15 protein-coding genes and 1 riboswitch are annotated in these 14,721 nt (G+C 49.6%); of the genes, 1 reads left to right on the forward strand and 14 read right to left on the reverse strand.

Features of this window, described 5'->3' with window-relative positions; all coding sequences use genetic code 11:
- Positions 1 to 19: 19 nt before the first annotated feature.
- The 13 genes from KNP93_RS02945 to KNP93_RS03005 all read right to left on the reverse strand — a co-directional run bounded on the left by KNP93_RS02945 (position 20) and on the right by KNP93_RS03005 (position 12,842).
- Positions 20 to 685: a methionine ABC transporter permease gene (locus KNP93_RS02945; protein WP_214853001.1), complete on the reverse strand. Its 666-nt coding sequence runs from the start codon at positions 683 to 685 to the stop codon at positions 20 to 22.
- Complete coding sequence (locus KNP93_RS02950; protein ID WP_131972343.1) at positions 682 to 1,704, reverse strand: methionine ABC transporter ATP-binding protein; 1,023 nt, start codon at positions 1,702 to 1,704, stop codon at positions 682 to 684. Before KNP93_RS02950 ends, KNP93_RS02945 begins: the two co-directional genes overlap by 4 nt.
- 80 nt (positions 1,705 to 1,784) lie before the next feature.
- A riboswitch (SAM riboswitch) is annotated at positions 1,785 to 1,890 on the reverse strand.
- A gap of 59 nt (positions 1,891 to 1,949) precedes the next feature.
- Positions 1,950 to 3,116 (reverse strand): bifunctional cystathionine gamma-lyase/homocysteine desulfhydrase, encoded by a 1,167-nt coding sequence (locus tag KNP93_RS02955; protein ID WP_026827628.1) that lies wholly within the window; start codon positions 3,114 to 3,116, stop codon positions 1,950 to 1,952.
- Positions 3,109 to 4,032 carry a PLP-dependent cysteine synthase family protein gene (locus KNP93_RS02960; protein ID WP_131972341.1) on the reverse strand — a complete coding sequence of 308 codons (924 nt, stop codon included), beginning with the start codon at positions 4,030 to 4,032 and terminating at the stop codon, positions 3,109 to 3,111. Before KNP93_RS02960 ends, KNP93_RS02955 begins: the two co-directional genes overlap by 8 nt.
- A complete protein-coding gene (locus KNP93_RS02965; protein WP_114595157.1) occupies positions 4,029 to 4,493 on the reverse strand; it encodes an S-ribosylhomocysteine lyase in 465 nt (154 codons plus the stop codon). Before KNP93_RS02965 ends, KNP93_RS02960 begins: the two co-directional genes overlap by 4 nt.
- A gap of 3 nt (positions 4,494 to 4,496) precedes the next feature.
- Positions 4,497 to 5,135, reverse strand: a complete 639-nt coding sequence (locus KNP93_RS02970; protein WP_131972340.1) for a class I SAM-dependent methyltransferase — start codon at positions 5,133 to 5,135, stop codon at positions 4,497 to 4,499.
- 549 nt (positions 5,136 to 5,684) lie between these two features.
- Entirely contained in the window at positions 5,685 to 5,963 is a 279-nt protein-coding gene (locus KNP93_RS02975) for a thioredoxin family protein (RefSeq protein ID WP_131972339.1), read from the reverse strand.
- Positions 5,964 to 6,064: 101 nt separating this feature from the next.
- A complete protein-coding gene (gcvH, locus tag KNP93_RS02980; protein WP_114595154.1) occupies positions 6,065 to 6,448 on the reverse strand; it encodes a glycine cleavage system protein GcvH in 384 nt (127 codons plus the stop codon).
- A 64-nt stretch (positions 6,449 to 6,512) separates the two neighbouring features.
- A complete protein-coding gene (locus tag KNP93_RS02985; RefSeq protein WP_214853004.1) occupies positions 6,513 to 6,866 on the reverse strand; it encodes an arsenate reductase family protein in 354 nt (117 codons plus the stop codon).
- 36 nt (positions 6,867 to 6,902) lie between these two features.
- Entirely contained in the window at positions 6,903 to 7,358 is a 456-nt protein-coding gene (locus tag KNP93_RS02990) for a DinB family protein (protein ID WP_214853007.1), read from the reverse strand.
- A 77-nt stretch (positions 7,359 to 7,435) separates the two neighbouring features.
- Complete coding sequence (locus tag KNP93_RS02995) at positions 7,436 to 9,220, reverse strand: acyl-CoA dehydrogenase family protein (protein WP_214853010.1); 1,785 nt, start codon at positions 9,218 to 9,220, stop codon at positions 7,436 to 7,438.
- Positions 9,217 to 10,407, reverse strand: coding sequence for an acetyl-CoA C-acetyltransferase (locus tag KNP93_RS03000; RefSeq protein ID WP_214853013.1), 1,191 nt, complete (start codon positions 10,405 to 10,407; stop codon positions 9,217 to 9,219). Before KNP93_RS03000 ends, KNP93_RS02995 begins: the two co-directional genes overlap by 4 nt.
- Positions 10,408 to 10,424: 17 nt before the next feature.
- Positions 10,425 to 12,842 (reverse strand): 3-hydroxyacyl-CoA dehydrogenase/enoyl-CoA hydratase family protein, encoded by a 2,418-nt coding sequence (locus KNP93_RS03005; RefSeq protein WP_214853016.1) that lies wholly within the window; start codon positions 12,840 to 12,842, stop codon positions 10,425 to 10,427.
- Positions 12,843 to 13,027: 185 nt separating this feature from the next.
- On the opposite strand from KNP93_RS03005, the gene KNP93_RS03010 reads away from it, so the two are divergent.
- A complete protein-coding gene (locus KNP93_RS03010) occupies positions 13,028 to 13,660 on the forward strand; it encodes a class I SAM-dependent methyltransferase (protein ID WP_214853029.1) in 633 nt (210 codons plus the stop codon).
- A gap of 177 nt (positions 13,661 to 13,837) precedes the next feature.
- Here KNP93_RS03010 and KNP93_RS03015 read toward each other — a convergent pair whose 3' ends face one another.
- Complete coding sequence (locus KNP93_RS03015; protein ID WP_214853033.1) at positions 13,838 to 14,659, reverse strand: DUF2785 domain-containing protein; 822 nt, start codon at positions 14,657 to 14,659, stop codon at positions 13,838 to 13,840.
- Between the last annotated feature and the right edge of the window lie 62 nt (positions 14,660 to 14,721).

The raw sequence follows: 14,721 nt of genomic DNA on the forward strand, positions 1-14,721 counted from the left end.
AAGTTAAATAAAATAGGTCTTACCGTTTATCGATGGCTTTGACGAGCAGGTCACCAATAATTTGAATGATGAAGACGATGACGAGAATCAACAACGTCGCGATGACGGTGATGTTATTTTGTGAGCGCTGGAATCCTTCAATGAAGGCCATATCGCCCAGTCCACCACCACCGGCTAACCCGGCCATTGCCGTGTAACCGACGAGTGCGACGAGTGTGACGGTGATCCCGGATACGATTGCCGGAAGAGCTTCCGGAATCAAGACTTTATAGATGATTTGGAACTTCGTTGCACCCATCGATTCAGCTGCTTCAATGACACCCTTATCGACTTCACGAAGAGCCAGTTCGACCATTCGGCCGTAAAACGGTGCTGCACCTAGAATTAACGCAGGTAGCGCAGCCGTTGGTCCTAAGAATGATCCGACGATGATTTTCGTAATCGGAATCAACAGGATCAATAGGATAATAAACGGGATCGACCGGAAGATATTGACTAAAAAGCTGAGCACGGAATACAGTGCCCGGTTCTTAAACAACAGATCTTCGTTTGTCGCATATAACAACAGACCGATCGCCAGTCCGAGGACGAACGTCGCGAGTCCTGCAACAGCCGTCATATAGACGGTACTGCGGGTTGCTTCCCAAACCATATCCCAATCCACATCTGTAAAAAATGTACTCATCGGTGATCCACCTCCACTTCAACGTCACTCGCTTGAAGTTTGGCGATGACCGCTTGTGCTTCCTGTTCCGACCCGAGCAGCTGAATGAACAGCGTTCCGAGTGCCCCGTCCTGCGTCTGTCCGACGTTTCCGCCGATGATATTGAATAATAAGTTCGAGTCTTTCATGACTTCGGCCAGGATCGGACTTTCCGCCGTCGAACCGACGAACGTCAGCTGGACGATTTTTCCGGTCGGGTAGCGTTCGCGTAATTTCGCAAACGTCAATTCGTTTTCAGATGGTGACGTCAACTGTTTGACGAACTCTTTTGTCATCGCCTGTTTCGGGTGACGAAACACTTCTGCGACCGGTCCCTGTTCGACGATTTTCCCGGCTTCCATGACGGCAACCCGGTGACAGATTTTCTGAATGACGTGCATCTCATGTGTAATCAAAACGATTGTCAATTTTAATTTTTTGTTGATGTCGACAAGCAACTCGAGGATCGAGTCCGTCGTTTTCGGATCCAGCGCACTGGTCGCTTCGTCACAGAGTAAGACATCTGGGTTGGATGCCAGTGCCCGGGCAATCCCGACCCGTTGTTTTTGTCCACCTGACAGTTGCGACGGGTAAGCACCTTCGCGTCCGTCGAGTCCGACGAGTTGAATCAGTTCAGCAACTCGTTCTTTGCGACGGGCTTTCGGATAACCGCCGAGTTCGAGCGGGAACATGATGTTTTCTTCAACGGTCCGTGACCACAGCAGATTAAAGTGCTGGAATACCATTGAGACGTTTTTGCGGACGCCGCGTAATTCTTTCGGTTTGAGCGTCGTCATTTCGACACCGTCGATTTGAATCGATCCGCTCGTCGGTGCTTCGAGCATGTTCAGCAATCGGATCAAGGTTGATTTCCCTGCTCCCGAATAACCGATTATTCCAAAAATTTCACCGCGCTCGATTGATAAGTCGACATTGACGACGGCTTCAACCGATCCGCGCTTCGAACGATAAATCTTTCCTACATCCTGTAAGCGAATCAATACGGTCCCTCCTAAATATAAAAAAAGTGCGCACGTTTTAGAGCAAACGCGCGCACTTTTTCAGTACACAAAACCATTTGCTCTCATCTTGCAGACATTCGTCTGCTGGAATTAGCACCACTTCGGAATAAATTCCGCGGTTGCCGGGTTTCATCGGGCCAGTCCCTCCACCACTCTCGATAAGAGTTATCGGTATTTAGTTATTTTTAATATAATCTGAATATTAGCAGGGCTTATTTTGCTTGTCAAACAGTTTTTTCTGAAACCGGCTGAAGCAGGCTGAAAGCACGTGCTAAATCTTCTTTCAAGTCTTCTGCATCCTCAAGCCCAACCGAAATCCGGACAAGACCATCCGTGATGCCGAGCTCAGCACGACGTTCTGCCGGAATCGAGGCATGTGTCATGCGTGCCGGAACAGAAATCAAGCTTTCAACAGCTCCAAGACTCTCAGCCAACGTGAAGAAATGTGTCGCTTCGACGAGTTTCTCCGCATTTTCTGCTGAACCGACATCAAAGCTGATCATGCCGCCAAAACCAGTCGCCTGTTTCTGTTGTGTCGCATGTCCCGGATGTGTTGGAAGTCCCGGATAAAAGATGTTCGAGACGACGTCTTGTTCCTGTAAGAACTGAACGAGATCATGTGATGTTTCTTCGATTGCATCCATCCGGATACCAAGCGTCCGTAATCCACGGACGAGCAGGAAGCTGTCCTGCGGTCCAAGAATACCGCCGGTCGAGTTTTGGATGAAGTGAAGATCTTCTCCGAGCTCGTCGCTGTTGACGACGACGAGTCCTGCGACGACGTCCGAGTGACCGCCGATGTATTTTGTCGCGCTGTGCAGAACGATATCTGCACCGAGTGCGAGTGGTTGTTGCAAGTATGGTGTCGCGAATGTGTTATCGACGACGAGTTTCAGGTTATTGCGCTTCGCGATTTCAGCGACAGCCGCGATATCCGTGACTTTCAATAACGGGTTCGTTGGTGTTTCGACGTACAGCATCTTCGTGTTGTCTTGAACCGCAGCTTCCGTTGCGGCAAGATCCGTCGTATCGACGAATGTCACTTGGATGTTGAATTTCGGTAAGACACGTTGCATCAGACGGAATGTACCACCGTAGACGTCATCTGTCATGACGATATGGTCTCCTGACTCAAGCAGATTGAAAACAGCATGAATCGCAGCCATTCCTGATCCGAAGGCAAAACCACGTGCGCCGCCCTCAAGGTCCGCGATCAATCGTTCGATGCTTGTCCGTGTCGGGTTGGCTGTCCGCGAGTATTCGTAGCCTTCTTTTAATTGACCGATTTTCTCTTGTTTGTACGTACTCGTTTGATAAATCGGAGGTGTAACGGCACCAGTTGCTCGATCGACGCCTGTTCCTCCATGAATCAATGCTGTCTTTTTACGCATGTGTCTCGTCCACCTTTTCAAAGATTTGTTGGCTTAAATACCGCTCGGCACTGTCGGCGAAGACGGTGACGATGGTACTGCCGGGAAAACGATGTGCCAGATCAAGTGCTGCTACGAGTGCTGCACCGGCTGAACTGCCGACGAGCAATCCTTCACGAGCCGCCAATTCATGGACTTTCGTGAAGGCATCATGATCTGAAATCGTATGAATTTCATCTACTAAGTCACGCGAGACGAGGCTTGGCCATTTGGCCGTTCCGATACCTTCCGTCTTATGCGGTCCGGCTGGTCCCCCGTTGAGGACCGAGCCTTCCGGTTCGACGATTGCACCTTTCGTCCCGAGACGTTCTTTTAAATAGGCCGCTGTTCCGGCAAACGTTCCGCCTGACCCGCATCCGGCAACGAACCAATCAATCTGATCCAGTTCCGCCATCAGCTCAGGGCCAAGTGTCCGCTGATACGTGACCGGATTTTCTTCGTTTTCGAATTGAAGCGGAACATAACTGTTCGGAATCGTTTGTCCGAGTTCTTTGGCTTTATCGATCGCGCCCTGCATATCGAGCTCAGTCGGTGTGTTGACGACAGTCGCGCCGAGTGCCCGCATCAACGTCTGTTTCTCCTGGCTGAACTTTTCCGGAACGACACAGATGACCTGTAAATCATACTTTTTGGCGGCGAGCGCCAAACCGATGCCGGTATTCCCAGCAGTCGGTTCGATGATCGTTCCACCTGGTGTCACATATCCCTGTTCGATCGCGGCATCAACGAGTTGAATGCCAAGGCGGTCTTTGACGCTGCCCCCAGGGTTCATCCATTCGAGCTTCGCCAAAATCCGCGTACCAGCAGGCAAATCGAATGAAGTAATCTCGTAGAGCGGCGTATTTCCGACGAGGTCGCGGACTGATTTCGCGATCATCCGAAGACGATGTCCCATTCATCACGACCGGCAAGCATTTTCTCGGCATAGTGCTTCGCTCCTTTAAGGTCGTGGGCGCTTGCGAATCCGCATTGGACTTCATTTTGCGCTGGAATTTCTTCTGCTGCTAAGACGTCTTTTAATGTTTTCTCAACAAGCTCGCTCATTTTTTCGACCGAATCGAAGTTCATCATCGCCATGTAGAAACCAGTCTGGCATCCCATTGGCGAGACATCGATGACATCGTCCGAGTAGTTGCGGATGTTTTCCGCAAGTAAATGTTCGAGTGTATGCATTGCACGCATCGGCATTTGCTCAACGTTTGGTTGCGTGAAGCGGATGTCGTATTTAACGACTTGATCGACTTTACCGTCTTTGTATCCGGCAACGCGAATATATGGTGCTTTGACTTTCGTATGATCCAGGTTAAAGCTTTCTACGTTCATTTTTTTAAGTGTCATGATTTATTCCCCCATTTTCTCGGCTTCTACGAGCCAGACGAAGTGATTGTATTGTGTAAATGAAACATCAAACCCGCGTGACGCAAAAATCTGTTCCATCACCGGAATCAGTGGATAAAACTCACGTTCCAAATCTTCCGCCAGTCCGTTAAATCCTTGTGCTTTCGCTTCAGCAATCGTTTGTAAGCGGGCTTCTTCTGAAACAAACATCGTATCGGCATAAACGATTTTTCCGTCGTGCGGCAAAATCTTCGCCATCAAATCAACAGCTTCTCCCTTTTCCTCATCCGTCAGATGATGAAACGCATACGTCGAAACAAAGCTTTTCGCATCATCTGCCGTAAACGACAGGAAATGTCCGTCCTGCACCGGAAGTTCCGGAATCTTGTTGATGAGAATATCCCGCATCTCCGGACTCGGTTCGACGGCGAGGACATGATCATGTCGCTCCAGCAACCGTTGCGTCAGGTTACCGGTTCCTGCACCAAACTCAACAACCGGTGAGAGAGCTTTCGTTGCGACCGTATCTAATATTTCTTCATAACGACGAAAGACTTCTTTGTACTCCGGATCATGCCCCGTTACCGTGTCGTCGTATGTTGACGCCCACTCTGTAAAAACATCCATAAAACGTACTGTCATGCCTGTTCGTCCTCCGTATCTCTCTTTTAATTCCGACTAATCGGATATGAATTAAAGTAATTTACCTTAATCGCATTGTAGCAGGGACATTTACGAATGGCAAGACGACTGCTTTAAATTCTTTTGAAAACAAAAAAAAGGCGCTGCCGGAGAACCGGCAACACGAATAATGTGGTTAGAAATGCCACGAAGGAAAACCCAGCTCTGACACGAACTTCTTCGTTCGTCGTATCAGAGGGCGGCGCCTTTTCGACATATCAGTTGAACTGGACTCCCATGACAGATCTCCTGCTCGAATCCCGAATTGTTTCCTTGCGCCGCTTCGTCTTTGGGGGACGACTTAAGGGGAGACAAGCAAACAACACAGGATTTTTTTGAACGGTTCTGGAATGAAAAACAACAGCCAACTCATATCTCTGCCAGACTTCCTATAAAAGCATTTCTAGAAGTTGATATGAATATACCATTCGTAATTTAGCATTGTCAATGAATTATTGTAAATATTCCGACAATTTAGCGTAAAGAGAAATCTCAGACGGATTTCTCTTGTTACTCGGCACAGAATGCGAAGACATTTTGAACCGATTGAAAAGCGTAAAGCCTTGATACGACTTGATTCTCTTCAATTTTTAACAATGCCGGCACACTCATGACCTGAGCTTGCTCTAAAAAGTCCGGAATGAAGTTTCCGTTTGCCTGCACGATCCATTCTTCCTCTTTCGTCGCTTCGACGATCTCAAGCATCCGACTGGCGATGGCGCATGTCCCACACATCGGTGCATAGACATACAAAAAACCGTTTTCCGGGACTTGTGTGACTTCTTTCATCCGTTCCACTCCCCCTCTGTTTTGTTTTATCTTGTGCCAGTATACAGAAAAAAAGACGACGAGGAAACGATATCGTTTCCTTGCCGCCTTTTCCGTAAGTATTACTCGTTAATCATCGATTTGTAAGCAGCTGCGTCCATTAACGCTTCTACTTGTGCATCATCTTCGATTTCGATATCAACCATCCAAGCACCTTCGAATGGTGATTCGTTGACGAGTTCCGGGGAATCAGACAGTGACTCATTGATGGCAACGACTTTCCCTGAAATCGGTGCGTACAATTCGGATACCGTTTTAACCGATTCAACTGAACCAAACGGCTCGTTGGCAGAAATCGTATCGCCGACTTCTGGTAATTCGACGAAGACGATATCGCCAAGTTCGTGTTGCGCGAAATCCGTAATCCCGATTCGTGCCTTGTTTCCTGTTACTTCGACCCATTCATGCTCTTCCGAATAACGTAGATTGTCTTTGACTTGACTCATTTGCGATTCCCCCTGTGATCTATAGTGGACTAACGCATTCAGTATACCAAATGAACTAGCCTTCTTAATACCATTTTCCGTGATAGAGTTCTTCTTTGAATCCAATCGTCACGTCTTTCCCGTCTGTTACGATCGGTCGTTTGAGTAACATGCCGTCACTTGCGAGCAGTTCATATTGCTCCTGTTCGGAAAGTTCCGGCAAACGGTCCTTGATTCCTTGCGAACGGTACGATTGACCACTCGTGTTAAAAAACTTCTTCAACGTCTCGCCACTCTTTTGATGAAGTGTCTGAATCGTCTCGGCGCTTGGTGTCTCCTCGACGATGTGTTTGTAATCGACCTCGACGCCATTTGCCTCAAGTGCCTTTTTTGCTTTGACACACGTACTGCATTTTGGATAGCCATACATAGTTACCATCTTTTCCTCACCTCTGTCTTCAGACTAGCAGATTGGTCAGCCCCGTTTCAAGCGGGCAAGCGCTGCATCGATTTGATCTTGATGATGGTGATCGTGTGCAATGAAGGAGGCAACAAACGATCTCGGCTGGAATGTGCCTTCATACGTCCGCTCATATTGCTCGTCCGTCAACCGATCGAGCTGCGCGATCAATTCCTGCCGCACGGCAATCGCTTTTCTCAACAAGACGAGTGCATCGATGTGATGGGCATATTCGACCGCCAGACGATTGAACTCATCGTAGTCGGTTTCAACCAGCGTCAACGGTTCATCTGGTAATTTCGACACCGCATGATCGAGGTAATACCGATCCCATAAAAACAGATGACTGACACATTCTTGGACCGTCCATTTATCGATTGCGAGCGGCAACCGCCATTCTTCATCCGAAAGTCGCTCCAACGATTTATAGTAATCGACGGCAAATTGAAGTTCTGTTACGTCTTGTCGCATGCCTGCTCCCTCCTTCAATGTAAAAAAATTCGCCCTTACAGAGATTTTCCCTGCAAAGGCGAATCGGTAAACCTGACTTAGACCGTATATTTATTCGCTTCGATCAAACGTTTCGCAATCAAACGTTTTGTTCCGATCGAGTTGATCGGCTGGTACCGACTGAACTTCTTCAGTGCCGAGAGAAGCATCCGTAACTCGTCGCCGCTTGCTGCCGCGTACAATGTTTCCTTCGCGTCCCGCTCAACGCCTTCAAACGCTTGTTGTGCAAAGACCTCCGTATAACGGATTTTCAGTTCGTTCTTCTCGACGCCTTTTGCAGCAATCGCTTTTTCCGTCCGGACGATCGCCGACTCCAGCGCATAGATTGCACTCATGATGTCAGCCGTGTTCGCGAGGATTTCCTGCTCGCCTTGGAGCTTGTCCTGATACTTCTGAACGGCCGTTCCAGCCGTCAGCAGGAAGATCTTTTTCATCATCGCAAGCAAATGACGTTCACGGTCAAGAGGTTCCGATCCGACTTCCGTCGGCATGAAGCTCATGACTTCCTGTTGCAGACGTTGCGCTTCTGCGAGGAGCGGTAAGTCGCCTTTCATTGCTTTTTTCAGCAACGTGCCCGGTACGAGCAGACGGTTGATTTCGTTTGTTCCTTCGAAGATCCGGTTGATCCGTGAATCACGGTACATGTTCTCGACTTCGTATTCGGCCATGAATCCGTAACCACCGTGAATCTGGACCGCTTCGTCGATGACATAATCAAACGTTTCCGAAGCGAAGACTTTGTTCATTGAGCATTCAATCGCGTATTCGGCAATCGCATCCGCGATTTTCTTGCCGTCTTTGCTCTCTTCTTCCGACAACTGATCGAGACTGTCCTGGAACAATCCGCCTGTCCGATAGACCGAACTTTCCATCGCATAAGTCTGCGCCGACATCGTCGCCAGCTTTTCCTGAATCAACGGGAACGAGCTGATTGGTGTTTTGAATTGTTTGCGTTCGTTCGCATACTGGACCGCAAGATCAATCGCACGTTTTGATGAACCGACCGCACCGACTGCTAGTTTATAACGACCGACGTTCAAGATGTTGAAGGCGATGACGTGTCCGCGCCCGATTTCACCAAGGACGTTTTCGACCGGCACTTCCGCATCTTGTAAAATCAGCGTCCGTGTTGACGATCCTTTGATCCCCATCTTTTGTTCTTCGAGTCCGGTTGAGACACCCGGGTACTCACCTTCGACGAGGAACGCTGTGAATTTATCACTGTCGATTTTTGCGTAGACGACGAACAGACTGGCGAAGCCGGCGTTCGTGATCCATTGTTTTTCCCCGTTCAAGATATAGTGCGTTCCGGCTTCATTCAAGACTGCCGTTGTCTTCGCACCGAGGGCATCCGAGCCTGAGCCCGGTTCTGTCAACGCGTAAGACGCAATCCATTCACCGGAAGACAGTTTCGGGAGATATTTTTGTTTTTGTTCTTCGTTCCCGAAGAAGACGATCGGCAATGAACCAATCCCGACGTGAGCACCATAACTGAGGGCAAACGAGCGACCGCGGGCAAACTTCTCCGTGATGATCGAAGACGAAATTTTATCCATCTGATAGCCGCCGTATGCTTCCGGGACATCAGCGCCGAGCAAGCCGAGCTCGCCTGCTTCGCGCAGGAGACCGACCGACAATTCGAACTCATGTTTTTCAATCCGGTCAAGAACCGGTACGACACGGTCTTCGACGAACTTCGCCGTCATGTCACCAATCATTTTGTGTTCTTCCGAAAAATCTTCCGGTGTAAAGAGACGATCCGCTTGTAACTCATCCAGTACAAAACTTCCACCTTTAATCAATTCGTTTGTTGTTTGGCTCATTGTCCTGTTCCTCCTTCAACTAGTTCGAATACACCGGCAGCACCCATGCCGCCGCCAATACACATCGAGACGACGCCGTATTGGACGTTCCGTCGTTTCATTTCATGCAAAAGTGTTAACGTCAGTTTCGTTCCGGTACAACCGAGCGGATGACCAAGCGCAATCGCGCCGCCGTTAACGTTGACGATGTCTTCGTTCAGACCGAGTTCCCGGATGACACCGAGTGACTGGGATGCAAAGGCTTCGTTTAATTCAATCAATCCGACATCTTCGAGCGTGATGCCAGCGAGTTCAAGTGCCTTTGGAATCGCGACGACCGGTCCGATTCCCATGACTTCCGGACGGACACCACCGACGGCAAACGATTTGAACTTTCCGAGAATCGGCAGTCCTTGGCGTTCCGCTTCTTCGCGTTCCATGATCAAGACGGCAGCAGCACCGTCTGATGTCTGAGACGAGTTGCCCGCTGTGACACTTCCGCCGAGGCGGAATGCCGGACGGAGCTTGGCGAGACCTTCCGGTGATGAATCGGCGCGGACACCTTCGTCATGTTCGACGATCCACGTCTTTTCTTCAATCTTCAACTCATCGTTGACGTATTGTTCCGTGACCGTCACCGGGACGATTTCGTCGACGAACTTGCCGGACGCAATCGCAGCGGCTGCTTTTTGATGGCTTTTCAGTGCAAAGGCATCTTGATCTTCGCGTGAGACTTGATAGGTCGAAGCGACTTGCTCTGCCGTATGCCCCATGCTCATATAATATTCCGGTGCCGTCTCGACGATTGATGGATTCGGTCGTACGACGTGTCCTGGCATCGGAATTTGGCTCATCGATTCGAGTCCACCGGCGATGACAGCTGTCGCTTGTCCTGTCATGATCTTCATCGACGCATCGGCAATCGATTGGAGACCGGACGAGCAATACCGGTTGATCGTGATCGCCGGCACTTCATGCGACAGTCCTCCGAGGACCGATGCATACCGGGCGATGTTCATCCCTTGTTCAGCTTCCGGTAAGGCACAACCGAGAATGACGTCATCGATTGCTCCGGTGTAGTTCGCGCGTTTCAATGTTTCCTTGATGGCGATTCCTGCGAGTTCATCAGAACGCATCGACTTAAACGATCCTTTTTTGGCTTTGCCGACTGGTGTCCGTGCACCAGCGACGATTACTGCTTCCTTCATTCGAATCCCCCCAGTCATCAGTTACGGAGCGGCTTGCCTTTGACAAGCATATGCTGCATCCGTTGTTGTGTTTTCATCTCACCGATCAAGCTCAAGAAGGCTTCCCGTTCGATATCGAGCATGTACTGCTCATCGACTTGTGTGCCAAACGAGACGTTCCCACCGGCAATGACGTGTGCGAGTTTACTTGCAATTTTTAAATCATGTTCCGAGATATAGCCGCCGTAGAACATCTCGCGAGTTGCAAGTTCAAGCGTCGCTTTCCCTGCACGACCAACGACTGGAATCCGTGAACGGGCTGGAGCCGTGTAACCGGTCCGGTCGAGCTCAAGGATCAGTTGTTTCGCATCATGCGTCAGGTGATCACGGTTCATCGAAATTTGATCGACGGTCCGGACATACCCGAGTTCCCGGGCTTCAAAGGCCGATTTCGAAACCTTCGCCATCGCGACGTTCTCAAACGTCTTCTGCGCGGCTTTTTCGATGTTGACGAGTCCGTCCGGTGTATTTTCGAGCAGACGACGATACGTGTTGACGTTTCCGCCGCCTCCTGGAATCAGACCAACACCGACTTCAACCAGTCCCATATACGTTTCAAGACCTGCCTGCAGACGGGCTGCCGGAAGCGAAATTTCCGTTCCGCCGCCAAGCGTCATCCCTTGCGGTGCAACGACGATCGGACGGGACGCGTAACGGATTTTTTGAATCGACTGCTGGAACTTATTGATGATCCAGTCGAGTTCGAACCAGTTTTCATCCTCTGCTTCCATCAACATCATCGCGAGGTTCGCTCCGACACAGAAGTTTTTGCCGTCGTTGGCGATGACAAGACCCCGGTGATTTTTTTCAACGAGATCAATCGACTGTTCGATCATCTGCATGATGTCGACGCCGATCGCGTTACTCTTCGACGTGAATTCAAGGACTGCGACATCGTCACCAAGATCAAGCAGGCGAGCACCGTTGTTTTCAAGTAAGACGCCGTTTGATTTGCGGACGTCGCGTAAGCGGATTTCTTTCGGATTGACGGCACTGCCGACATACGTTTGTGTCTGCGCATCATAGAACTGACCATCTTCGTTGTAGAAACTGGTTACGCCTGACGCGAGCATTTCGTCGACCCAAGCCGGTACGTCATAGCCGTCCTGCTTCATCTTCGCGACCGTCTTCTCGACGCCGAGAGCATCCCATGTCTCGAACGGTCCCATCTTCCAACCGAAGCCCCATTTCATCGCTTCGTCAATCGCTTTGATGTCATCCGCGATTTCGTGTGTCAGTTGAGCCGAGTACAGTAACGTCTTCGCATGGATCGGCCACAATAAGGCACCGACACGGTCCTTCGCAAAGACAACGGCTTTCAGTTTGTTTTTGGCGCCCGGAAGAGCTTTTGCTTGGCCGATCGACGGCTCAGTAAGCGCTCTCTTTTCGACGTATTCAAAAGTTGCAAGATCAAGTTCCAGGATCTGTTTACCGACTTTTTTGTAGAATCCTTGTCCCGACTTCGCTCCGAGTGACCCTTCGTCGACCAACCGTTTCATTTCTGCCGGCACGGCGAACGTGTCTTTTTCCGCTCCGTCCGGTAACAAGTCGTAGACGTTGTTCGCAACGTGAACGAATGTGTCGATCCCCACGACATCAAGCGTCCGGAACGTCGCTGAGCTTGGACGACCAAGTAATGGTCCGGTGACGGAATCGACCTCCCCGATCGAATAGCCGCCCTTCTTCATCTCATCCAGTGTGACGAGCAGACCGTATGTGCCGATCCGGTTGCCGATGAAGTTTGGTGTATCTTTTGCGATGACGACCCCTTTACCGAGACGTTCTTCTGCAAACTGTTTCATGAACCGGACGACTTCCGGATCCGTGTCACTTGTCGGAATCAGTTCCAGTAACTTCAAGTAACGCGGCGGATTAAAGAAGTGGGTACCGAGGAACCGAGCGTTAAAGGAATCCGAACGTCCTTGACGCATCGCTTCGATTGAAATCCCTGACGTGTTTGAACTGACGATCGCATCTTCGCGTAAGAACGGTTCGATTGTCGCAAACAACTGTTGTTTGACGTCAAGCCGTTCGACGATGACTTCAATCACCCAGTCCGCTTCTTTGAGACGTTCCAAGTCGTCTTCGAGGTTTCCGACTTCAATTAAATCGAGTAACTGCTTCGAAGCCAGTGGTGCCGGATTTTGTTTGAGCAACTTTTGCCGGTTGTCGCGGGCAATCCGTGAACGAACTGATGCATCATCAAGCGTCAATCCTTGTTTCGTCTCCTGCGCCGTTAATTCTTTTGGTACAATATCAAGCATCAATGTCCGGATTCCCGCGTTCGCGAGGTGTGCGGCAATCCCTGCACCCATGACCCCTGAACCGATAATGACGGCGAATTGAATATGTTTCGTCGTGTGTACTGTGGTCGGCTGACCGATTTGACTCGCCATGATAGACCCCCTGATTCGTAATTGAATGAACAACCATTCATTATTCTGACAAAAAAAGAAGCCGTCCGTTTTTCCACTGCTTCCTTCTACATCTCCATCATAAATGAATTATCATTCAGTAGCAATAAAAAATCAGCTATTGGTCAAATTTTCCTGTTAGACTGAAATCAAAAGGGGGAGTTCTCATGAAATCGACAGAACAATTATGGGATCAAAAAGCGACCGACTGGGCCGATCGTTCGGAGATGATGTGGACGTCGGGCAGCCGGAAAACGATTATTCCGTTTCTGAAGTCCGTCATTACGTCCGGCAACTTACTCGACTTAGGATGCGGTGACGGTGCGGCTTGCCGGTTACTCGCGGACGCGTTTCAGGTCACAGGACTGGATTTGTCGGAAGAGATGATCCGGATCGCCCGTGACAAATCACCGGCACTCGACTTCGTCGTCGGAACCGGCGAAACATTACCGTTTGCGGATGATGCGTTTGACGTCGTCCTCGCCGTCAATTCACTCGAATGGTCGACGCGTCCCCTCACGGTACTTAAAGAGATCAGCCGCGTTTCTCCACTCGTCGTCATCAGTCTGCTCGGACCAACGGCGGCACCACGAGCGTTATCGTACCGTCGCCTGCACGGAGAAGACGCACCGATGGGCAATACGATGATGCCGTGGGAACTCGTCCAACTGGCAGATGAACTCGGCTGGACGTTGCTTGACGAAGCTGTCATTCAAAAAGAAGGTGCCGTCATGACCGGACACCGGTTACTCGATCAGGCCCATGCGTTTTCTTGTTTGTTTGCTTTTCGGACGCAGTAAATGGATTGAGTGCTGAAGAACCACAAAATCATAAGTTCTAAAACAGACGTATGTCCATCCGCTTTTCTCGGGCGGGACGCAAGCCGCGCCCATCTAACGATGATCGGGTCTTGCCTGTCCCTGACGGAAGCAAGCTTCCTTTTCCCGTAGAAGTCGAGTGGACACGTCTGTTTTTGTTTACTGATAGCGTTGATGGATTTGAAACAGCAAGTGTTCAATCAGTTCCGGGAGCGTAGATGTCTTGTCTTGCCATTTCACCCGAAAGTACAGTGTCCGTAGTAATTGTTTTGTATTGCGGAGGACAGTAAATCGTTCGTCGCTCCAATTCACCGGTAGATCAAGCAAGGCTTGGACTGATGTCTCAATCGTCGTAAAAAAGATTTCGTCTGTCATTCCTCGTTCTCTTTCCGCTAACCAAGCTGTGATGACACGTTCCTGTTCTTCATCGATAAAAACATAGTCTGGTGTCATCAAAATCTCGATGAACCGGGCAATCGCCGCTTGCTCATTCTTGACCTGACACCGGGGATGCTTGAACCAAGCGTCGTAGGCATCGGCAATATGGGCAATACTATGCGTCCAACCATAGTCAGGAACAAACCCCGTAAAGTCGGTTTCGTTACTCAGATATTCCAATAATTGATTAGATATCTGTTCGTATGTCTTCTCCTTCAGTTGTGGATGCGCAACGTCTCTTTCAAGTACTACTGCAAGAAGCAACGCTGAAAACGAACGGGTAAAGACTGCTGTATCATCGGAAGTCTTCATTTTATAAAACAAGCCGTCCGGACTGAGTACAAACGAGACAATTCGTTTAGCAGACGTCACCGTGAACTCTCCTGACATGATCCATTCCGCTAGTTTTGAAAAAATCAGGTCATCGCGAAGGACCGGATCCAAACTGCCGATGTGGTGCAGCATCTGATCAAGCAGTTCCTCCGAAATAATAGTATCCTCTTGTTGCAGCTGCATTTTCAACTGCTGTTCCGTTACATCCATGACCATACCTCCTATGTAGTATATGTAGTAAGTGAAGAAAGATTTTTTCCCGTGACTCCTAC

Origin of the sequence: Exiguobacterium sp. s166 (assembly GCF_018618855.1) — a bacterium.
In the GTDB taxonomy this organism is placed as follows: Bacteria; Bacillota; Bacilli; order Exiguobacteriales; family Exiguobacteriaceae; genus Exiguobacterium_A.